We start from the raw sequence: 18,680 nt of genomic DNA on the forward strand, positions 1-18,680 counted from the left end.
CTTTCCTCTTCATTCCCAGAGACACATTTCGACCATGCAACTAGAGAACCTCACCTCTTTCATCGGCACCGAAGTCAAAGGCATCGACCTGCGCGAGCCCGTGAGCGACGCCGACTTCGCGGTGCTGCGCGACACGCTCAACCAGCGCTCGGTGCTGCTGTTTCGCGGCCAGAGCATCAACGAATCGCAGCACGTGGCCTTCTCGCGCCGCTTCGGCCCGCTGCTGGGCCACGTGCTCACGCAGTTCCTGAAGAAGGAGCACCCGGAGGTCTACGTGCTGTCGAACGTGTCGGAAAACGGCAAGCCCATCGGCAACCACAAGGAGGGCTGGAACTGGCACTCCGACCTCTCGTACAAGGCCGAGCCCTCGATGGGCGCGCTGCTCTACGCGCTCGAAGTGCCGCCGGTGGAAGGCGACACCTTCTTCGCCTCGATGCACGCCGCCTACGAAGCGCTTGACGACGACATGAAGGCGCGCATCCGCCACATGACGGCCACGCACAGCTACGCCAACTACTACGGCAAGGCTTTTGCCGACCGCAACCCGCTCACGCCCGAGCAACTGGCGGCCACGCCCGACGTGGTGCATCCGCTGGTGCGCACGCATCCCGAAACCGGTCGCCTCTCGCTCTACGTGGGCGAAGACGTGGTCAAGCACATCGATGGCCTGCCCGCCCATGAGAGCACCGCGCTGCTGGCCGAGCTGAACGCGCACGCCATCTCGCCGGAGTTCAGCTACCGCCACAAGTGGCTCGCGGGCGACCTGCTGGTGTGGGACAACCGCTGCACCATGCACCGCGCCACGCCTTACGACGACAACGTGTACCGCCGCGTGATGCATCGCACCACCGTGGCTGGCGACCGCCCCTTCTGACACTTTCCCCACCTGCCAGGCAGGCCCCGCGTTTGAAGAAAACCGACAAAGACAAGCACAACAAGGAAGGCAAGAACATGGAACCGAACGAACCAGAGATGGCAGCGGAACCTCCGGCGCTGCGCGGACGCGAGCGTCAGCGCGGCAAGGGTGCCACGCTGTCTGACGAACTGAAGGACACGCTCGAGGACCTGATCGTCAGCGGCGTCATGAAGCCCGGCGCGCGGCTCGACGAAGCCGAGCTGGCCGAACGCTTCAAGGTGTCGCGCACGCCGGTGCGCGAGGCGCTCAAGGCGCTGGCCGCCACCGGCCTCGTCGACCTGCGCAGCCGCCAGGGGGGCGTGTGCGTGGCGCGCATCTCGCTGCCCATGCTCATCGAGATGTTCCAGATGATGGCGGTGATGGAAGGCCTGTGCGCCAAGTTCGCCGCGCGCCGCGCCACCGAGGCGCAGAAGCAGCGCATGAGCCAGCTGCACGACGAGCTGACGAGCATCCTTGCCTCGGGCGACCACTCGCGCTTCTACGACGTGAACCAGGACTTCCACGACGCGCTCTACGAAGCCTCCAACACGCATTACCTCGCCGAGCAGACGCGCGCGCTGCGCAAGCGCGTGCGCGTGTACCGCCGCTACGTGACCTTCCAGCCCGGCCGCATGACCGCCACCATCGGCGAGCACGGCGCCATCCTCGACGCCATCCGGCGCAACGACCCGGGGGCAGCGTTCAACGCCGCCATCGACCACGTGAGCCTGCTCGAGGACGACATCGTCGACCTGATCGCCGCGCTGTCCGAGCAGGACAACGGGGCTGCCTGAGCCTCTTCTTTCAACGCACTCAACGCCACCCTTTTTCGATCGCATCCCAGGACATCACTCCATGAAACTCGAACTCGAAGGCAAGACCGTACTCATCACCGGCGCCTCCAAGGGCATCGGCCTTGCGGCCGCCCATTCGTTCGCGGCCGAAGGCTGCCACCTGCAACTGGCCGCACGCGACGGCGCCGCCCTGGCGGCCGCCAAGGAAGAGATCGAGAAGATCTACCCGATCAACGTGCGCATCCATCCGATGGACCTGGCCGCGCCCGGCGCGATGGCGCAGCTGGCCGAAGCGGCCGGGCACGTCGACATCCTCGTGAACAACGCGGGCGACATTCCGGCCGGCCCCATCGAATCGCTCGACTTCGCCGTGGTGCGCCGGGGCTTCCAGCTCAAGGTGCTGGGCTACATGGAGCTCAGCCAGATCTACTACGCGCGCATGAAGGCCGCGGGCGGCGGCGTGATCGTGAACGACATCGGCAACTCCGGCGAGAACTGGGACGCCAACTACATCGCCGGCTCCACCGGCAACGCCGCAGTGATGGCCTTCACGCGTGCCCTGGGCGGCGTGAGCCTGGACGACGGCATCCGCGTGGTGGGCGTGAACCCCGGCCCCGTGGCGACCGACCGCATGGTCAAGCTCATGAAGCGTCGCGCCTTCGACACCCATGGCGACGAAGGCCGCTGGGAAGAGCTGTTCGACAACTACCCCGGCGGCCGCCCGGCCACGCCGGAAGAGGTGGCCGAGCTGATGGTGTTCCTGGCTTCACCGCGCGCCGGCTACATCACCGGCACGGTGGTGACCATCGACGGCGGCATCGCGGCGCGTGGCTCGATCATCAAGACCAGCAAGAAGGTGGTCGAGGCCGAACAGGCCCGGAGGCTCGCGGCATGAATGCAGCGCTGAACCCCGCCGCTGCAGTGCCGGCCGTGACGAGCGACGCCGAAACCCGCAACCAGTATTTCGACCGGCTGTTCACCAATCCCGACCTGATGTGGCTGGGCCAGAACACCAATCACTTTCCGCTGCACCCCGCCGTGCGAAAGGCGCTGCACGACGCCATCGACGACGAGAGCTTTCACGCCTATGCGCCGCCGCTGGGCATGGAAGCGCTGCGCTCGGCCATCGTGGAAGACCTGGGCGTGCCGGACCAGTCGGCCGTGGTGACCGACGGCGCGGTGTCGGCGCTGGCGCTGGCCTGCCGTGCTTTCTGCGGGGCGGGCAAGGGCTTCGTGACCACTGACCCGGGCTGGAAATGGCCGCTGCAGTTCGCCGCCAAGGCCGGCTCGGCGATCACCGAGATTCCGATCTACGGGCCGGAGTACGGCTTCAAGCTGTCGGCCGAGGCGCTGGCCGCGTCGACCGACGGGAACACCGCGGTTATCTACCTCGTGGACCCGAACAACCCGCTGGGCACCACCTACACCGAAGACGAGATCCGTGCCTTCGCGGACCGCGCGCGCGAGATCGGCGCCATCCTCATTCACGACTGCACCTACCGCGACTTTGCCGACAGCCACACGCTGGCTTCGCGCTTCTACCCGGAAGGCACGGTGACCATCGTGAGCTTCTCCAAATGGCTCGGCCTCGCGGGCCTGCGCCTCGGAGCACTGGTGGCTTCGCCCGAACTGCTCGCGCGCATCCTGCCGCATTCGCAGGCGCCGCTGGGCGCGAGCGTGCTGGCGCAGCGCGCGGCCATCGCGGGCCTGGGCGTGAAGGACGAATGGATGGCCGAAGTGATCGCGCAGCAGCGCGAGAACCAGCAAATGATCGTCGACGCCTTCGCCAAGCTGCCGGGCTTCGAGGTGCCGGTGTTCCCGTCGCAGGCCAACTTCATCGTGGTCGAGTGCAGCAAGGCTGGCGTGACGCCCGAGGCGCTGGTCAGCGCGCTGGGCGAGCACGACATCATGGTGCGGCAGGGCACGTATCACACGCCGCGCTTCGGACATCGCTTCGTGAAGATCTCCACCACCGTACCGAAGGCCTGGGCGCAGGCGCTGTGCGACGTGCTGCCGCAGGCGGTCGAGCGTGCGCGCAGCCTGCCGGCCACGGCAGCGCTGTTCTGAGCGTTCTGAAGAAGAAAGGCCGACGATGAGTTTTGCCACCACCCCCGACGGCGTTCGCCTCTACTACGAGACTGCCGGCAGCGGCACGCCCATCGTGTTCGTGCACGAGTTCGGCGGCGACCACCGCAGCTGGGAGCCGCAGATGCGCTACTTCGCGCGGCGCCACCAGTGCGTGACCTTCGGTGCGCGCGGCTATCCGCCGTCGGACGTGCCGGCCGATATGGAGCGTTATTCGCAAACCACAGCGGCCGACGACATCGCCGCCGTGATGGACGCGCTGGAACTGGAGCGCGCGCACATCGTGGGCCTGTCGATGGGCGGCTTCGCTACGCTGCACTTTGGCCTTCGCCATGCGAAGCGGGCCTCGTCGCTGGTGATTGCCGGCGCGGGCTACGGCGCGGAGAAAGAGCACGAGGAATATTTCCGCGGCGTCTCGCTCGAAGTGGCCAAGCAGTTCGAAGCGCAGGGCTCCGAGAAATTCGCCCGCACCTATTCGCTGGGCGCGAGCCGCGTGCAATTCCAGAACAAGGACCCGCGCGGCTGGCAGGAGTTTGCGACCTGGCTCGGCGAGCACGACGCCGTCGGCGCGGCCAACACCATGCGCGGCGTGCAGGCACGGCGCCCGTCGATCTACGACCTGGAGAGCGATCTGCGCGTGATGAACGTGCCCTCGCTCGTTGTGGTCGGCGACGAGGACGACCACTGCCTGCAGCCCGGCATCTTCCTGAAGAAGACCGTGCCGGCCTGCGGTTTGGCCGTGATGCCCAAGACCGGCCACACGCTCAACCTGGAAGAGCCAGCCGCGTTCAACGCCTTGCTGGCCGAGTTCTTCGCGCAGGTCGAGGCCGGCCAGTGGAAGCCGCGTGATCCGCGTGCGCTGCCCAGCCAGATCATGAAGACCGACTGATGACCGCCGAAACCGCCACCGAAGAAGTCGCCGGAGAGCAAGGCATCTGGCGCATCGATGCCGATCGCCTGTGGGACCGGCTCATGACGCTCGCCTGCATCGGCGCCACGCCGGGCGGCGGCGTAGACCGGCAGGCGCTGAGCGCGGAAGAGATCGCGTCGTGGCGCACGATGATCGACTGGGCCCTGTCGGCGGGGCTGGAGCCTTCGACCGACGCGGCCGGCAATCTCTTCATCGCGCTGCCGGGCGCCGACCGTGATGCACCGCCCGTGCTTGCCGGCAGCCATCTCGACAGCCAGCCCGGCGGCGGCCGCTTCGACGGCGTGTACGGCGTGGTGGCTGCGCTGGAGGTGCTGACCACGCTGGCCGGGCGTGGCGTGCGCCCGCCGGTGGACGTCGTCTGCGTGGCGTGGATGAACGAAGAGGGTTCGCGCTTCGCGCCCGGCATGATGGGCTCGGAGGCCTTTGCCGGCGTGCGCAGCCTCGAGGCCGTGCGTGCGGTGCGCGATGCCAGCGGCATCTCTGTCGCCGATGCGCTCGATGCCTTGCACGCTGCGTTCCCGTCGCTGCGGCGGCGGTCGCTGGGCTTTCCGGTGACGGCGTATGTAGAGGCGCACATCGAGCAGGGGCCGATACTGGAAGCGCAGGAGTGCGTGATCGGTGTCGTCACCGGCATCCAGGGCAAGAAGACATTCGATGTCGTGATCGAGGGTGAGCGTGGTCACGCCGGCACGCTCGCGATGGTCGAGCGGCGCGATGCGCTCGCAGCCTTCACGCGCATCGCGACGGCGCTCTATGCCGAGATCGGCGGCCACGACGACGCGGTGAAATTCACCATCGGCCGGCTGCAGGTCGAGCCGAACGCACCCTCGGTGGTGCCCGAGCGGGTGACGCTGCGCATCGACCTGCGGCATCCCGACAACACGGCGCTCGAACATCTGGGTCAGCGGCTGGCCGCGCTGTGCGATTCACTTGCCGCGCCGTGCCAGGCGAGCGTGACCCCCTTGGTCGATGCGCCGTCCAACGGCTTCGATCCCGCCTTGCAGCAGGCGATTGCGCAAGCCGCCGAGCGCATCGGACAGCCGCATATGCCGATTCTTTCGGCTGCCGGCCACGACGCGCGCCATATGGCGCCGCTGTGCCCGAGCGCGATGATCTTCATTCCCTGCCGCGACGGCGTGAGCCATGCGGAACACGAGTGGGCGGAGCCGGTGCACGTGGCGGCCGGCGCGAACGTGTTGCTGTGCGTGCTGTTGCCCTATGTAGGGGCCGGGGCATGACTGCCGCAGACATCGCCACCGTCGTCGACATGGCCGATCTGCCGATGCAGCATCCGCGCGCGCCGGCCAGCGTCGCGCAGGCCAGGGCGCGCTTCTTCAATTCCGGCAATGCCTTCAACGTGAAGCTGCCCGAGGTGCCAGCGCGGCTCTTCGCGCCGCCGCCGGAAGGACGCTATGGCATGTTCGACTGCGACCAGTCGCGGGCCCTGGGCTGTGGCTTCCCGGCCACCACGCCGCTGATGCTCGCGCGCTACGTTCGCATTGCCGCCCGCGATGCGCTGCTGCCGCTGGACGTGTGCGCCACCGGGTCGGTCTGGTACGTGATTTTCGGCAGCGGCAGCCTGACGGGCGCGGTCGACAGGTTGACCTTTGGCAAGGGCGACGTGTTCCTGCTGCCTGGCGCGCCGGGTTACCGGCTCGAAGCGGGCGCCGAGGGCGTGCTGCTGTGGACTGTCGGCAACGAGCCGCAGCTGGCTTTTGAACGCGCGCAGCCGGCGCCCGTGGCCAAGGCGACCATCGACGCCGTGCACTATTCGGCCGCGGAGATCGAGCGCCAGTTCGCGCTGATTTTTTCGAGCGGCACGAGCGAGGAGACCTCGGGCCGCGCGCTGATCTTCTCGTCCGACCGGCAGGCCGCCGCACGCAACCTCACGCCCACGCTGACATTGAGCTTCAACACGCTCGAGCCGAACACGCACCAGCGCACGCACCGCCACAACTCCGCCGCCATCACGCTGGTGGTGCAGGGCGAGGGCTGCCATTCGGTGGTGGGTGGTGCGGTGTGCCCGTGGGCGCCGTGGTCCACGCTGGTCACGCCACCCGGTGCGCCGCACTCGCATCACAACGCGGGCCCGCGCGGCGCGCTCTTCCTCATCGTGCAGGACGGCGGGCTGCACTACCACGCGCGGACGATGGGCTTCGAGTTTCTGGAGGCCGCCGGCTGACCGGTGAGCGGTGGCCGGCGGAGAAGGCAACGTAGAAGCCGAACGTTCACACCCGCTTCTTCGGATTGTCATTTGGGCGCGCCACCATGCGCGGATGGCTGGTCAACTTATCTCCATCGCCCTGACAGTGGATCAACACGACGAGGGCGACTATTTCTGGGTGCTGCTGGAATCCTTCGACAACTCGATGGAGTTCGAACCGCTGATGGAGGCGGCCAAGGGCTTTCATACCTACGCCGAGGCATTGCAAGCGGGCTACACCGTGCTGCGCGGCCTGTCGGAAGACCTGAACGTCGGCCCGCGCGAAGAGGTCGACGAATCGGTGTTCGCTGAAGAAGACGACGCTGTCGGCGAGCTCGACTAGCGGCGCATCCCCCCAATCTTTCGCTGTCGGCGCGCAGAAGTTGGTCGCGCCGAAATTTGTGCCCGCCTGCGCGCCTATACCGATTGACGGAACCCACAAACATGGGTGGTGTTAGCCAATTGGCGGATGTCCAATGGCTGTCAGCAAGCGTAGGCTCTGACCGACACGTATCCCCGTGGCCATGCGCAGACAGTGCATCACTGCATGTCGCAGGTGTCGCGGCCGGTGGGCGTGTCCTGTCAAGACAGCCGCCGATGCGAGCCACAAGAAAGTCGGGGAATCAAATGGTCGAGTATTTCCGGGTAGGACTGCCCTACATCCGTGTGCGTTTCAAAGTGCCCGCGCGACGCGGAAGCCGTGTCGAGCTCAACGGCAGATTCGGTGTCATCACCGGTGCCAGCGGGGAACACGTCCTCGTCAAGTTCGACGGCGAGTTCGCCGCGGCAATTGTTCATCCTGTTGACCTCAACTATGTGGAGGCAGGGGAGGCAACAGAGCCGGTGAAGCTTCAGCCGTCGGTGCCGGGGGGCGCGGCCAGGCCTTGCGCCGAGTAGGGCGCGGCTATGCTCGGCGGCAGTGTTTGATGCAGCCGAATGAAATGAAGAAAACCAACCCACCGAAGAAAACCAGCAGCTACGACATCAAGAAGCAATGGCACTGGGGCCGCGCCATGCGCGAACTGCGCATCGCCGATTTCCTGAAGGACGGACGGGTGCTGGTGCCCGGCGAATACACCGGTGAAGGCCCGGCCACTGACGACGGCACGGGTGCGCTGCGAACTGTGGGCGGCATTCAGGTCGGGGCTGCCGACTACGCGACGGGAATGATGTGGGTGGGCCGCAAGCTGCGTGAGGGCGACCTGCCTGCGAAGCCCGACTGATCGCCCCCATTTGGTCGCCGACGGTCGCTGAATCGACTGCCCAAGCAGCCGCAGACTGGTTAACAATGGCAAAAAACTGTATATTCGTACAGTATTTTGGCCACAAGCCTTGTTCAGCGCGGTACGCGCTTGGGGGCGATGAACCATGAACCAGTTTGAGCTTTTCTTCCCGCGGGTCGCAGCAACGGCATTGCCCATCGCACTGTCGCAACAAGCGCCGCCGCCGCCATTGCCGCAAGAAGATCGCGAGGAGCCGTTCCAGTTCGAAGACGTCGAGGTCGAGGCGCGTGTCACGTACGCCGTGCGGCTAGCCGACTATCCGCACCCGGCAGCCGATGCCGTGAAGGTCGCCGAGCAGCGCTTCCGGCGCGAGATCGACCGGCAACTGGGCGCCGATGTGGTCGAGGCGCTGCGCGCATTCCAGAACGCGAGCGAATCGAGCGAAAGCGATCTGTCGAAGGCGGAGATCACGATGGCCAAGCGCTGGGCCAAGGCCTACGACGCGGCGCGCACCGCGGGCTTTCGCGACCTGGGAGACACCGACGAGGCATTTTTCGACGTGCGGCCGATCTGAGCCGCGCTGACGACCGCGCCTGCAGATTGCGCGGAGGGTGACGATTCGGCCGCAGCTGTGTCAAAGTCGGGCAAGGCTTCAGACATCACTGCTTCGAAAGCGCATCGTGTTTCGTCGACGATCCATCACCTTCCGGACGACGGCCTTCGTGGCCGTGGTTTGCCTCGCCCTCGTGGCGCTCGACGGCTTGAACAGCTGGCACTCGCGAAGGGTCCAGCTTCAGCAGATGAGCGTTGCGACGTCGAATCTCGCACGTGCAATGGCACAGCAGGCGGACGACACGATCAAGCAGGCCGACACCGCGTTGGTCGGCATGGTCGAACGCATGGAATACGACGGCACGGGGCCGGCCGCCATCGAACGGCTTCGCAAGGTGCTCGCGATGCGGGTGGCCGAGCTCCCGCAGCTCGACGGGCTTCACATCTACGACAAGGATGGAAACTGGGTCGCAAACTCCCGGCAGACACCGCCGCAAAACCTGAACAACGCGAGCCGGGAGTACTTTCTTTATCACCGCGAACACGAGGAGCGCGGACCGCACATCGGTGTGCCGGTGAAGAGCCGCGTCAACGGCAAACTGCTCATTCCCGTGTCACGGCGCATCAATCGCGCGGACGGCAGCTTCGGCGGGGTGGCGCTCGCGACGATCGACATCAGCTTCTTCACGAAGTTCTACGACAGCCTCGACATAGGCCAGGCAGGCGCAGTCGCGCTGGTTCTCGAGAGCGGGACGATGATGACTCGCCGGCCGTACAGCACCGACATGGTCGGAAGAAACATGCTGGACACCGGCCTCTACCGTTCGTACGTGACCCAGGGCCCGGTGGGGACGGCCGAAATCCTGTCGGCTCAGGACGGCATCACGCGGCTGAACAGCTTCCGGCGCCTCACCAACTACCCGCTGTTCGTTGCGGCGGCCCTCTCCAAGGACGAGATCCTGGCCGCCTGGTGGCGGGAAACGCTTTGGCATACGGGAGGCGTCATTCTCCTGGCGTTGATCGTCGGTTTCGTGGGATGGCGGCTGGTGAAGCAGATGGAGCTACGCAGCAAGACCGAGGCCGAGCTGCGGCGCGCACGCGACGCGCTGGAGACGCTCAACAAGACCCTGAACACCCTCGCGATGGAGGACGGCCTTACGGGTTTGGCAAATCGCCGGCAGTTCGACGTGACGCTCGACAACGAGTTCAGCCGGGCCATGCGAGACGCGAGCACCCTGGCGCTCATCCTGATCGACGTCGATTGCTTCAAGCAGTTCAACGACATCTACGGCCATACGGCCGGGGACGAGTGCCTGCAGACGATCGGCCGCACTATCTCGGGCCTCGCATCCCGCCGCCCGGGAGACCTCGCGGCCCGCTACGGCGGGGAGGAACTGGCCGTGCTGCTGCCGAACACCGATGTGGCTGGCGCGGCCGTGCTTGCGGAAAGAATCCGCAGCGCGGTGCGCGACCTGGCAATCGTGCACGCCGGTGCTCCCGACGGCTTCGTGACGCTGAGCGCCGGCGTGGATGCGCTCAGCCCCTCGGTCACCCACGGACCGCCGAAGGAGTTGATTCAGTCGGCCGACAAGGCCTTGTACGCGGCCAAGATGGGAGGCCGGAATCGCGTTTGCACAGCGGAGATACGCCCGACGACGGCGTGAACGGCTTTCCGCGCTCCCGCTGCGAGGACAGGCGGCGATACACGCAAACCGCATAAACAAGCGCGAAATCCGGATTTCCCTGCGGACCGCATCACGGGCAAGACTCGAAGGCTTTCGACAACCCAGCCTTCTTCTCTTCGGATGCCCGGCACTTCTCACTCCCCGCGCCAGCTTCGCCTCGGCTTCTTCAGCCGCCTGCTCGACGACGCGACAGCCGCCGAGCGCTACCGTCTCGCCGCTGCGCAGATCGCCCACGCCGAGGCCTTCGGCTTCGATTCGGCCTGGGTGGCGCAGCATCACTTTCACGAACACGAGGGAGGGCTGCCGTCGCCGTTCGTCTTCCTGGCCTATGTGGCCTCGCGCACGAAACGCATTCGCCTGGGCACGGGCATCGTCACGCTGCCGCTGGAAAACGCCGTGCGCGTGGCGGAGGATGCGGTCGTGCTGGATCTGCTCTCGCAAGGCCGGCTCGAAGTGGGCGTGGGAACCGGCGGCACGCCCGAATCTTTCGCGGCCTTCGGGCTGGATGGCAACGACCGTTCGGCCATCTTCGCGAGACAGCTTGCCGCGGTGCGCGCAGCGTGGGCCGGCAAGCCGCTGCAGGGCGGCGACACGCTGTACCCCGCGGGCTCGCCGCTGCTGGACCGCATCTGGCAGGCCACGTTCTCGGTGAGCGGCGGCACGCGTGCGGCGGAGGCCGGCGACGGCCTGATGCTCTCGCGCACGCAGCCGCGCCCCGAGCACGCGCCCGGCGCGTCGCTTGCCGACATCCAGAACCCGATCGTCGATGCCTACCTGGCTGCATTGCCGCCCGGCAGCACGCCGCGCATCGTGGGTTCGCGCAGTGTCTTCGTCGCGGAAACCCGCAAGGAGGCGCTGCGCCTGGCCGACATCGGTCTGCGCCGCTCGGCGGCCCGCTTCGCTGCTTCGGGACAGCTCGGCCTCGCTGACCGCGCCGGCCCTGATGCACCGCTCGAACAGCTGATTGCCGCGTACGACGTGCACGTTGGATCGCCCGACGACGTGATCGCCTCTCTGCGCGCCGACAGAACGCTCGCACGCGTGACCGACCTGGTCTGCCAGGTGCACTCCGTCGATCCTCCGCACGAGGCGATCCTGCGCTCCATCGAACTGACCGCCACCGTGGTCGCGCCGGCCCTCGGCTGGGCGCGCGATGCGAGCGTGTCGGACCTCCAATCCCTTGCACTTCTCTAGGCTGGATTTCATGAACGCCACCGTTTCTTCTTCTGCGTCTGCTGTGCCTGATGTCATCGACCGGCTCGTCGGCATCGAGCCGGGCAGCCACCTCGACCAGATCCGCGTGCAGCGCGAGCAGGCGCGTACCCATGCGCAGCAGAGTTATCTCTCGCTGTTCGCGCCGACGCCGCCTGTGTTCGGGCATTTCGAAATCGCAGACCGGTTCGCCGTTGCGGCCTTCGTCGCCGGACTGCACGGGCAGGCCGATGTGGCGCGCTTCTATGTCGATGCGCTGGCGGGGCAGGGCGCTCGCGCCGGGGTGGCGGAGGCCATCGCCATCGAAACGAAGCGAGGTTCCACGCAAGGGCCGTACGGGCGCTATCCCGCAGGCCCGCTCAGCGCCGAAGATGCCCCTGGCCCTTCGTATGCGGTGGGCGCCGCGCAGCGCCCGGTGCTTGGCGAGCGGCTTTCGGCCGGCCTCGCGCATGCGCACCTGCTGGTCTTTCACCCACGCGATGCGAGCCCGACCGCGCTGCAGTCGCTGCTCGATGCGGGGTGGTCGAGCACCGAGATCGTGACCCTGTCGCAGCTCGTCGCCTTCCTTGCATTCCAGATCCGTGTCGTCACCGGCCTCAGGGCGCTGGCGCAACGCCCCGTCACCCTTGTCGATTGACCCGAGGAACACCATGACTGCCGAATCGGCCCTGAGCCATCCCCACAACACGCACCCGAATGCCTTCACGCAGGCGCAGCTCGAATGGCTGCCCTGGCTCGAACCGCTGCCCGAGACCGAGCTGACCGAGCGGCATTTCGCCGGGCTGGTGGACGCATCGCGCGCCAAGTCGCCGTACTTCCGCCTGCTGGCGCGCGACCCGGACATATTGGGCGCGCGCACGCGCACCGACAAGGACATCTTCTACAACCCCGAAGCCGGCCTGCCGCGCGCCGAACGTGAACTCTCGGCCGCCGCGGCCTCGCGCTACAACGGCTGCATCTACTGCGCCTCGGTGCATGCGCGCTTCGCCTCGCATTTCTCGCAGCGCACGGACGATGTGCAACGCCTGCTGGACGAAGGCGTGAAGGCCGACCTGGGCGAGCGCTGGAATGCGATCGTGGCGGCCTCGGTCGCGCTGTCGGCTACGCCATCTGCGTTCGGGGCGGAGCACATCGAGCAGCTGCGTGCGCAAGGCCTGGACGACCTCGCGATTGCCGACGTCATCCACGGCGCGGCGTTCTTCAACTGGGCCAACCGGCTGATGCTGTCGCTGGGCGAGCCGCAGGAGCGTGGAGGAGATTGAGTCACGCCAACAAGCTCAGGAGCCAGTTGAAGAATTGACCGATGGCGACCATTGCCGCCCATAAAGCCCGGAGTGCGTCCAGCAAGTTCACCGCCCTGCAATTCAACAGATGTGCTGTTTCAGCGAGGACCAAAACCTGGCCCGGGCCCGCCATGGCCGCCATGTCCAAAAAATGCAGCCAGGAAAGTCGCAGCGATGATTCCGGTGGCTACGGCCACGAGCACATATTGCCCGTCGACATAGCGCCAGGCGTAGCCCTGCGGAGGCGCGTAGAGACCCCTGGACTGCCAGTCGCTCACGACATACACCTCGCCTTGATACCCGGGCGGCAGAGGCGAGCCAGGCGCCAGGACCACATTGGTGGCAACGGGCGTTGGTGCGACCACGCAGCCGCCGAGAGTGGATGCGGCAACGACGGCGGCCATGGAGACCGTAGTGAGTTTCTGGGTGATGTATCGCATGTTGCTTGAGCTCCTTTGAACAACGAAGGCTCAGCCTATGCCACCACTTGGGTCGAAATTTGGAGATGGGATGAGAGGTGCCGGTTGACCGGTCTCCCGGAGGGGATTGAAGGTCGAGTTGCAGGCCGCAACAAAGCCCCGGTGTCTGTTCCCAACCCCGACGCGGCGAACCTCAAAGCCACTATCTACAAATCACGGGTCAGAAGCCACGCTTTCGCTATCCGCACACACATCGTGGATGCGTCGGGTAGTTGCGCCACCCTTCAGACGCATTCGGTATTTGTCTCTCGCCCTTGATTTGCCAGGGCAGCGAATAGCACTGCTTTTTGCACGCCTCTTCCGCCGTTTGCCGCGGCTGCTTGCCTCGCTCCCAGCCATACCATTCGGCCGTCGCGGACAACAGGACGAGAGTCATCAAGAAAATCGCAGTCGACCGTTTCAGATTCATCTCATCGAGTCGCTTCGGCAACCGGTCCGCAAACAGTTCTACGGCCGGCATCTGCAGATGCATTGGCCGACTTTGTCGGGCACACAGATCGTGCCGCAATGACCGGAACAAGCGTAACGACATGCTCAATGAGGCAATCAAAAGTCCTTTTGGGGTTTCTGTGATTGCTCATCGAAAGGATTACTTTGGCCTCCTTGAGACCTTGTCGAAGGCCTCGAGGTCGCACCTCACAGGACGGCAGGTATCGTTTTACAGAACTCCCGCACAGACTCCACGTTGGTTTCGATGGGGGCGCGCACACTGCCTCTCGACAGTGGTTCGGCGCTGGTAGAGGCCAGGGAGAAAAAAGCCGCTCAGGGAAACCGCCTCGATGCCGACCGCTGTCACTTTTCTTCTCATACTCAGGCGCTGCCCCAGCGATAGATGAAGCGCCGAGGCCGACCTCTTCCATACCGCTTGGATAATGCGGTCTTTGTGTCAGCAGCAAAGCAAGAATGAGTGCCGCGGATTTCCTTTTCTCTCCCGAAGTACAGAAGCTCCTCATGGTCCTGTACGCGGCGCCCGATCAACAGTTCTCGACGAGTGAGCTTGCACGGCGGGCGAAGCTGGAGGAGGCCGAGACCGCCCTCACCGTGGAGCATCTCGTCCGCAGCGGCATCGTGAAGCGGCTGGCGGCGCAGGCAGACCAGGGCGATACCGTTCAGGTCGATCGCTCGTTCGTCCTTCACAACGAGCTGCGGAACATCGCGTTGAAATCGTTCGCCGCGGCAGAGCCGATCCGCGCCATGCTGCGTTCCAAGTTCAAGGACTCGGTCGTGCGCGCGTTCGTGCTGGGAGAGGACGCGCAAGGCACTGTGGAACTGCTGGTCGTGCATGGCCGGCTGGTCCCTGACGAAGCCACCATGACGACAGCTTGTCAGAAGTTGTCGAAGACCATGGGCCGCCACCTCAAGGTGCATGTCATCCCGATCACCAGGCTCAATGGCATGTCGCCGCGCGACCCGTTGTCTTCGAAGCTCTCCGCGACCACCGTGCATGAGGTCGTCGCGCTCGGAGATACCAAGGCGGCACTGCCTGTCGAACGGGGCAGTCTTTTGCAGGCGGCCAGGAAGAAGCTCGCTACGCTGGCCAGACCATCCGCGCGATAGGCTTCGGCGATGCGAGCCGTGCTCAGCGTGCGGCCGACAGCCGACGAAACATGGTTCGCCCCGTGTTCCGGAAAGCGGGGCGAATCCGCGAGCTCCAAGGCGTTGCACGCACGGCCAGCCACTCGGGGCTGCCCAGGGTCTCGGCGCCCGCGAGGTCGTAGCAGGCGTAGTAGCGCGGCGAGCCTGCGGTGTCGATGTACCGGGCCGCTCGGATGGTCCCCGGCACGGCGGCCAGTCCGGGCAGGTGTTCCTGCGCGTACCAGGCGTTGAGGTCGTCCTCGAACTCGGGAAGCACGTCCGTTTCCACAACATAGTGGTGCGAAGCAACCTGACCGGCCGACGCGCCCTGCACCTCCTGCAAGCAGGCAAGCCGTTTCCACTCGCCGGCAACACCCTGGGGCGTGAGCACCGGCGGCGTGTTCCCTGCCGCGTAGAAATAGACCAAAGTGCCATTCATTGCCTGCCATGGCTGAACTCCAGGCAGCAGCGTTCGGACCGGCGCGAGTGGCTGTTCGGCCATGGATGTGTCGGACTTGAGAAGCCATAGATCCTGCATTCCGGGCTCCTCGTTCAATGCGCGACGTTCAGGGCAACCAGCAGGCGCGACACCATGTTGTAGGCCGCCACTGTCGCCACGACTTCCACCACGCCCTTGGGGTCGAAGTGCTGCTGGATCCGGCCCATGAGCTCTTCCGGAACCACGACCTGGCGGGTCATGGCATCCGTGAGTTCGAGCACCAGGCGCTCCAGCGGCGCGAACACGCCGGGCAGCACCTCCTGCCGGACGGCGTCGATCTTCTCCGCGCTGACGCCTGCCTTCTGTGCATGCGGCACGTGCGCGTCGTACTCGAAGCTGGCGGCGTTGAGAACGGCGACCCGAAGGATCATCAGCTCGCGAAGATCGGCGGGTACGCCAGTCTGGTTGCGAACCGCCGTGAGCATGCGCTCCCAGCCCGAGGCGATCGGTTCGCTGTTGAGGAGCACCTGATAGAGCAGCGACACGCGACCGCGCTGCGCCATGATGCGGGACTCGATCTCGGCCAGCTCGGGGCGTGTGCCGGGCTGCACGAGGGGTACGCGGACAGGGGTGGTCGTCATCACTCGGCCTTGATGTTCTTGGTGTGGATCAGCTTCGCCCACTTCTCGGTGTCCCGCTTCTGGATGGTCGCCAGTTCCTGGGGCGTGGACCCGGCAGGCTCCGTGCCCGTCTTCAGCAGCTTCTCGCGCACGCCCGGGTTGGCCAGTGTGTTGCGCACCGCCTTGCTGAGCGCCTCGACGATTTCGGGCGGCGTCTTCGCAGGCGCAAACAGCGCATACCAGTTGTTGGTGTCGACGCCCCTGATGCCTTGCTCTTCCAGAGTCTTCACGTCCGGCAACGAAGGGTGCCGCTTGCTTGAAGCCACACCCAGCGCCTTGAGCCGTCCGCCTTGCAGATGTCCAAGCAGCCCGGGCACGTCGCCGAAGAATCCGCCGATCTGGCCTCCCATCAGGTCCGTGATGGCCGGCGCTGCACCCTTGTAGGGGACATGAAGCAGCCTGGCGCCGCTCGAATCGGCCAACTGCTCGATTGCCAGATGCGGAATGCTGCCCGTGCCGGAGGAGCCCATCGGTGTTGCTTCGGCGCGCTTCTTCGTTGCTGCCACGAAATCGGCCGCGTCCTTGGCCGGGTTGCTCTGCTGGGTCACCAGCAGTTCGACGTTGTTGACGACCAGCGAGACTGGCGCGAAGTCGCGCTGCATGTCATAGGGGAGCTTCTCGTACAGCGAAGAATTGATGGCAGCCGCGCCGACGCTGGTGAACCACAGCGTGCCGCCGTCCGGGGCCGACTTCATGACATCGACGGCGCCGATCGCGCCGTTGGCGCCGGGTTTGTTGTCGACGATGACCGTGCGGCCCAGCTCCTTGCCGAGCTGTTCGGAGAGGATGCGGGCGACCGAGTCGACAGGTCCCCCGGAGGTGAAGGAAACGACGATCCGCGTCGTCTTCGGCTGTGCATGGACAGCGGGCGCCAGCGCCATGGCAAATGCTGCCGCGAGCAGGATGCGTTGGATGGTCATGAATGTCTCCGTCTTTTTTCTGGTAACTCGAATCTCAGTCGCAGCGCGCGGTCATGCCGCCGTCGACGATCAGTTCTGTGCCGGTGATGAATCGAGCCTCGTCGCTGGCCAGGAACAGTACCGCGCTCGCCGTGTCCCGGCCGTCGCCCATGAAGCCGAGTGGAATGCGTTTCTGGCGCTGGGCCAGCAGTGCGTCGACATCACCGCCCGCGCGCTGCTTCGCCAGGCGTGTTTCGACCATCGGCGTGTGCAGCTGCCCCGGCACGACGCTGTTGACCCGGACACCCTTGGCCGCGTGCTGGACCGCGATCACGCGCGACATCTGGATGACGCCGGCCTTGGTCGCGGCGTACGCCACCTGCGCGCTGCCGGTCCAGCGCAGACCGGAAGTCGAAGAGATGTTGACGATCGAACCCGCGCCTTTCGCCAGCATCGTGGGAAGCACATGCTTGCAGGTCAGGAACACGCTCTTGAGGTTGGTGTCGACCTGCAGATCCCATGTCTCTTCAGGCAACTCCACCGGCCCGCCCGCTGCGGACCCTCCCACGTTGTTGACGAGGACGTCGATGGTCCCGTACGCGTCCAGACACGCGGCCGCCATGGCTGCCACGCTCTCGCTGTTCGTGACGTCGCAGACCCATGGCGTGATCGACGCGCGGACGTCGCCGGCCAGCTCGAGCGTCTCGTCGAGCCGGGCACGGTCGCGATCGACCGCCAAGACCTTGGCGCCCTCCTGGGCGAGGCGCACGGCGATGGCACGGCCATTGCCCCAGCCGGCGCCGACGCAACCGGCGCCGGTCACGATGGCGATCTTGTTCTCGAATCGGAGGCTCATGGCCTGTCTCCAAACTGATAAAGGCGTTCCGGATTGCCGACCAGCAGCGCATGGCGCGCAGATTCCGTGGGGGCGATCTCGGCAATGAGGTCGACGAGTTGCTGCTCGTCGGGAATGGGGCCGGCGTGGTTCGGGTGCGGCCAATCGTTGCCCCATACGACCCGGTCGCCGAACTCGGCGACCAGCGTTCGGGCAAAGGGCTGGGCGTCGACGTAGGGTGGGCCCAGCCGCGTGATGCGGTCCATGCCGCTCACCTTGACCCAGAAGCGCTCATCCGCCATCAGCCGCAACAGTGCCTGGAAGTCCGACTGGTCAAGACCCAGCGCCGCATCGATGCGCCCGATGTGGTCGATCACCACCGGCGTGGGCGAGCGACGCAGTGCGGGCGCCAGGTTCGTGAGCAGCGCGGGATCGCCGTGAATCTGCAGATGCCAGCCAAGCGGCGCGAAGCGGCCCGCCAACGACAGCACTTCCTCCATGTCCGCGTGCCGGCCGAGGTGGCCCATGAAGTTGAAGCGGACGCCACGAAAGCCTGCGGCGTGGAGCCGCTCGAGTTCTGAGTCGTCGACGTCGGTCGGCAGCAGGGCGATCGCGCGGTAGCTCGAGGGCCGCGACGCAACGGCGTCCTCGGCGGCGCGGTTGTCGAAGCCGTGGCAGGTCGACTGCACGACCACGCAGCGTTGCAGGCCGAGACGGTCGTTCAGCGCATACAGGGCTTCCTTGGGCGCATCTGTTTCGGGAACGAAGGCGGCGTCCGGGGCGTAAGGAAAGCGCGCGCCGGGCCCGAACACATGACAGTGGGCGTTGCAGGCGCCTGGGGGAAGGGGGAAGGTCATGCAGGCAGTTTCCCCACCGATAGCCACCGGCGTAAGGACAACATGCCTATATC

Annotated in this window: 22 protein-coding genes; 16 read left to right on the forward strand and 6 right to left on the reverse strand. The window is 65.9% G+C overall.

What is annotated here, in order from left to right:
* Positions 1–34: 34 nt before the first annotated feature.
* The 15 genes from AC07O3_RS01420 (at position 35) to AC07O3_RS01490 (ending at position 12,842) form a co-directional block, all read left to right on the forward strand.
* Positions 35–874: a TauD/TfdA dioxygenase family protein gene (locus AC07O3_RS01420; RefSeq protein ID WP_495338391.1), complete on the forward strand. Its 840-nt coding sequence runs from the start codon at positions 35–37 to the stop codon at positions 872–874.
* Positions 875–951: 77 nt separating this feature from the next.
* Positions 952–1,689: a GntR family transcriptional regulator gene (locus AC07O3_RS01425; RefSeq protein ID WP_093053149.1), complete on the forward strand. Its 738-nt coding sequence runs from the start codon at positions 952–954 to the stop codon at positions 1,687–1,689.
* 61 nt (positions 1,690–1,750) lie between these two features.
* The gene (locus AC07O3_RS01430) at positions 1,751–2,584 is read left to right on the forward strand and encodes an SDR family oxidoreductase (RefSeq protein ID WP_258349796.1); all 834 of its coding nucleotides are present in this window, start codon (positions 1,751–1,753) and stop codon (positions 2,582–2,584) included.
* Positions 2,581–3,756 (forward strand): pyridoxal phosphate-dependent aminotransferase, encoded by a 1,176-nt coding sequence (locus AC07O3_RS01435; RefSeq protein ID WP_495338392.1) that lies wholly within the window; start codon positions 2,581–2,583, stop codon positions 3,754–3,756. Before AC07O3_RS01430 ends, AC07O3_RS01435 begins: the two co-directional genes overlap by 4 nt.
* Positions 3,757–3,781: 25 nt before the next feature.
* Positions 3,782–4,663, forward strand: a complete 882-nt coding sequence (locus AC07O3_RS01440) for an alpha/beta fold hydrolase (protein WP_495338393.1) — start codon at positions 3,782–3,784, stop codon at positions 4,661–4,663.
* The gene (locus AC07O3_RS01445; RefSeq protein WP_495338394.1) at positions 4,663–5,943 is read left to right on the forward strand and encodes a hydantoinase/carbamoylase family amidase; all 1,281 of its coding nucleotides are present in this window, start codon (positions 4,663–4,665) and stop codon (positions 5,941–5,943) included. The genes AC07O3_RS01440 and AC07O3_RS01445 overlap by 1 nt, the downstream gene beginning before the upstream one ends.
* Positions 5,940–6,887: a cupin domain-containing protein gene (locus AC07O3_RS01450; RefSeq protein WP_495338395.1), complete on the forward strand. Its 948-nt coding sequence runs from the start codon at positions 5,940–5,942 to the stop codon at positions 6,885–6,887. The genes AC07O3_RS01445 and AC07O3_RS01450 overlap by 4 nt, the downstream gene beginning before the upstream one ends.
* Before the next feature lie 94 nt (positions 6,888–6,981).
* Positions 6,982–7,251: a hypothetical protein gene (locus AC07O3_RS01455; protein WP_093052028.1), complete on the forward strand. Its 270-nt coding sequence runs from the start codon at positions 6,982–6,984 to the stop codon at positions 7,249–7,251.
* Positions 7,252–7,535: 284 nt separating this feature from the next.
* Positions 7,536–7,805: a hypothetical protein gene (locus tag AC07O3_RS01460; RefSeq protein ID WP_093052025.1), complete on the forward strand. Its 270-nt coding sequence runs from the start codon at positions 7,536–7,538 to the stop codon at positions 7,803–7,805.
* 44 nt (positions 7,806–7,849) lie between these two features.
* Positions 7,850–8,131, forward strand: coding sequence for a hypothetical protein (locus tag AC07O3_RS01465; RefSeq protein WP_093176717.1), 282 nt, complete (start codon positions 7,850–7,852; stop codon positions 8,129–8,131).
* 145 nt (positions 8,132–8,276) lie between these two features.
* Positions 8,277–8,705, forward strand: coding sequence for a hypothetical protein (locus tag AC07O3_RS01470; protein ID WP_495338396.1), 429 nt, complete (start codon positions 8,277–8,279; stop codon positions 8,703–8,705).
* Between the two features lie 106 nt (positions 8,706–8,811).
* Positions 8,812–10,347: a GGDEF domain-containing protein gene (locus AC07O3_RS01475; protein WP_495338397.1), complete on the forward strand. Its 1,536-nt coding sequence runs from the start codon at positions 8,812–8,814 to the stop codon at positions 10,345–10,347.
* Between the two features lie 141 nt (positions 10,348–10,488).
* Entirely contained in the window at positions 10,489–11,562 is a 1,074-nt protein-coding gene (locus AC07O3_RS01480; RefSeq protein ID WP_495338398.1) for a putative FMN-dependent luciferase-like monooxygenase, read from the forward strand.
* Positions 11,563–11,572: 10 nt separating this feature from the next.
* A complete protein-coding gene (locus tag AC07O3_RS01485) occupies positions 11,573–12,217 on the forward strand; it encodes a CMD domain protein (RefSeq protein ID WP_495338399.1) in 645 nt (214 codons plus the stop codon).
* A 13-nt stretch (positions 12,218–12,230) separates the two neighbouring features.
* Positions 12,231–12,842 (forward strand): alkylhydroperoxidase domain protein, encoded by a 612-nt coding sequence (locus AC07O3_RS01490; protein WP_093176725.1) that lies wholly within the window; start codon positions 12,231–12,233, stop codon positions 12,840–12,842.
* A gap of 119 nt (positions 12,843–12,961) precedes the next feature.
* Here the strand turns inward: AC07O3_RS01490 and AC07O3_RS01495 are convergent, their stop codons facing one another.
* Positions 12,962–13,303: an RcnB family protein gene (locus tag AC07O3_RS01495; protein WP_093052003.1), complete on the reverse strand. Its 342-nt coding sequence runs from the start codon at positions 13,301–13,303 to the stop codon at positions 12,962–12,964.
* A 942-nt stretch (positions 13,304–14,245) separates the two neighbouring features.
* On the opposite strand from AC07O3_RS01495, the gene AC07O3_RS01500 reads away from it, so the two are divergent.
* Entirely contained in the window at positions 14,246–14,899 is a 654-nt protein-coding gene (locus tag AC07O3_RS01500) for a hypothetical protein (RefSeq protein WP_495338400.1), read from the forward strand.
* 22 nt (positions 14,900–14,921) lie between these two features.
* Here the strand turns inward: AC07O3_RS01500 and AC07O3_RS01505 are convergent, their stop codons facing one another.
* Genes AC07O3_RS01505 through AC07O3_RS01525 form a run of 5 tightly spaced genes read right to left on the reverse strand, consistent with a single transcriptional unit; the run spans position 14,922 to position 18,627 of the window.
* Positions 14,922–15,419: a hypothetical protein gene (locus tag AC07O3_RS01505; RefSeq protein WP_495338401.1), complete on the reverse strand. Its 498-nt coding sequence runs from the start codon at positions 15,417–15,419 to the stop codon at positions 14,922–14,924.
* Positions 15,420–15,469: 50 nt separating this feature from the next.
* Positions 15,470–15,997, reverse strand: a complete 528-nt coding sequence (locus tag AC07O3_RS01510) for a carboxymuconolactone decarboxylase family protein (RefSeq protein WP_354337886.1) — start codon at positions 15,995–15,997, stop codon at positions 15,470–15,472.
* Positions 15,997–16,956, reverse strand: a complete 960-nt coding sequence (locus tag AC07O3_RS01515; RefSeq protein WP_426392708.1) for a Bug family tripartite tricarboxylate transporter substrate binding protein — start codon at positions 16,954–16,956, stop codon at positions 15,997–15,999. Before AC07O3_RS01515 ends, AC07O3_RS01510 begins: the two co-directional genes overlap by 1 nt.
* A 34-nt stretch (positions 16,957–16,990) precedes the next feature.
* Positions 16,991–17,791: an SDR family NAD(P)-dependent oxidoreductase gene (locus AC07O3_RS01520; protein ID WP_495338402.1), complete on the reverse strand. Its 801-nt coding sequence runs from the start codon at positions 17,789–17,791 to the stop codon at positions 16,991–16,993.
* Entirely contained in the window at positions 17,788–18,627 is an 840-nt protein-coding gene (locus tag AC07O3_RS01525) for an amidohydrolase family protein (protein ID WP_495338403.1), read from the reverse strand. Before AC07O3_RS01525 ends, AC07O3_RS01520 begins: the two co-directional genes overlap by 4 nt.
* Positions 18,628–18,680: the final 53 nt, after the last annotated feature.

The organism is Variovorax sp. GW821-FHT09D05, assembly GCF_059416325.1.

What these genes read in the sequence shown, in the direction of transcription:
- AC07O3_RS01500 (WP_495338400.1), top strand. Translation starts at nt 14,246, where the DNA reads ATGAGTGCCGCGGATTTCCTTTTCTCTCCCGAAGTACAGAAGCTCCTC.
- AC07O3_RS01450 (WP_495338395.1), top strand. Translation starts at nt 5,940, where the DNA reads ATGACTGCCGCAGACATCGCCACCGTCGTCGACATGGCCGATCTGCCG.
- AC07O3_RS01420 (WP_495338391.1), top strand. Translation starts at nt 35, where the DNA reads ATGCAACTAGAGAACCTCACCTCTTTCATCGGCACCGAAGTCAAAGGC.
- AC07O3_RS01505 (WP_495338401.1), bottom strand. Translation starts at nt 15,419, where the DNA reads ATGGCCGAACAGCCACTCGCGCCGGTCCGAACGCTGCTGCCTGGAGTT.
- AC07O3_RS01485 (WP_495338399.1), top strand. Translation starts at nt 11,573, where the DNA reads ATGAACGCCACCGTTTCTTCTTCTGCGTCTGCTGTGCCTGATGTCATC.
- AC07O3_RS01430 (WP_258349796.1), top strand. Translation starts at nt 1,751, where the DNA reads ATGAAACTCGAACTCGAAGGCAAGACCGTACTCATCACCGGCGCCTCC.
- AC07O3_RS01440 (WP_495338393.1), top strand. Translation starts at nt 3,782, where the DNA reads ATGAGTTTTGCCACCACCCCCGACGGCGTTCGCCTCTACTACGAGACT.
- AC07O3_RS01480 (WP_495338398.1), top strand. Translation starts at nt 10,489, where the DNA reads ATGCCCGGCACTTCTCACTCCCCGCGCCAGCTTCGCCTCGGCTTCTTC.
- AC07O3_RS01495 (WP_093052003.1), bottom strand. Translation starts at nt 13,303, where the DNA reads ATGCGATACATCACCCAGAAACTCACTACGGTCTCCATGGCCGCCGTC.
- AC07O3_RS01525 (WP_495338403.1), bottom strand. Translation starts at nt 18,627, where the DNA reads ATGACCTTCCCCCTTCCCCCAGGCGCCTGCAACGCCCACTGTCATGTG.
- AC07O3_RS01460 (WP_093052025.1), top strand. Translation starts at nt 7,536, where the DNA reads ATGGTCGAGTATTTCCGGGTAGGACTGCCCTACATCCGTGTGCGTTTC.
- AC07O3_RS01455 (WP_093052028.1), top strand. Translation starts at nt 6,982, where the DNA reads ATGGCTGGTCAACTTATCTCCATCGCCCTGACAGTGGATCAACACGAC.
- AC07O3_RS01470 (WP_495338396.1), top strand. Translation starts at nt 8,277, where the DNA reads ATGAACCAGTTTGAGCTTTTCTTCCCGCGGGTCGCAGCAACGGCATTG.
- AC07O3_RS01425 (WP_093053149.1), top strand. Translation starts at nt 952, where the DNA reads ATGGAACCGAACGAACCAGAGATGGCAGCGGAACCTCCGGCGCTGCGC.
- AC07O3_RS01490 (WP_093176725.1), top strand. Translation starts at nt 12,231, where the DNA reads ATGACTGCCGAATCGGCCCTGAGCCATCCCCACAACACGCACCCGAAT.
- AC07O3_RS01510 (WP_354337886.1), bottom strand. Translation starts at nt 15,997, where the DNA reads ATGACGACCACCCCTGTCCGCGTACCCCTCGTGCAGCCCGGCACACGC.
- AC07O3_RS01515 (WP_426392708.1), bottom strand. Translation starts at nt 16,956, where the DNA reads ATGACCATCCAACGCATCCTGCTCGCGGCAGCATTTGCCATGGCGCTG.
- AC07O3_RS01465 (WP_093176717.1), top strand. Translation starts at nt 7,850, where the DNA reads ATGAAGAAAACCAACCCACCGAAGAAAACCAGCAGCTACGACATCAAG.
- AC07O3_RS01445 (WP_495338394.1), top strand. Translation starts at nt 4,663, where the DNA reads ATGACCGCCGAAACCGCCACCGAAGAAGTCGCCGGAGAGCAAGGCATC.
- AC07O3_RS01435 (WP_495338392.1), top strand. Translation starts at nt 2,581, where the DNA reads ATGAATGCAGCGCTGAACCCCGCCGCTGCAGTGCCGGCCGTGACGAGC.
- AC07O3_RS01520 (WP_495338402.1), bottom strand. Translation starts at nt 17,791, where the DNA reads ATGAGCCTCCGATTCGAGAACAAGATCGCCATCGTGACCGGCGCCGGT.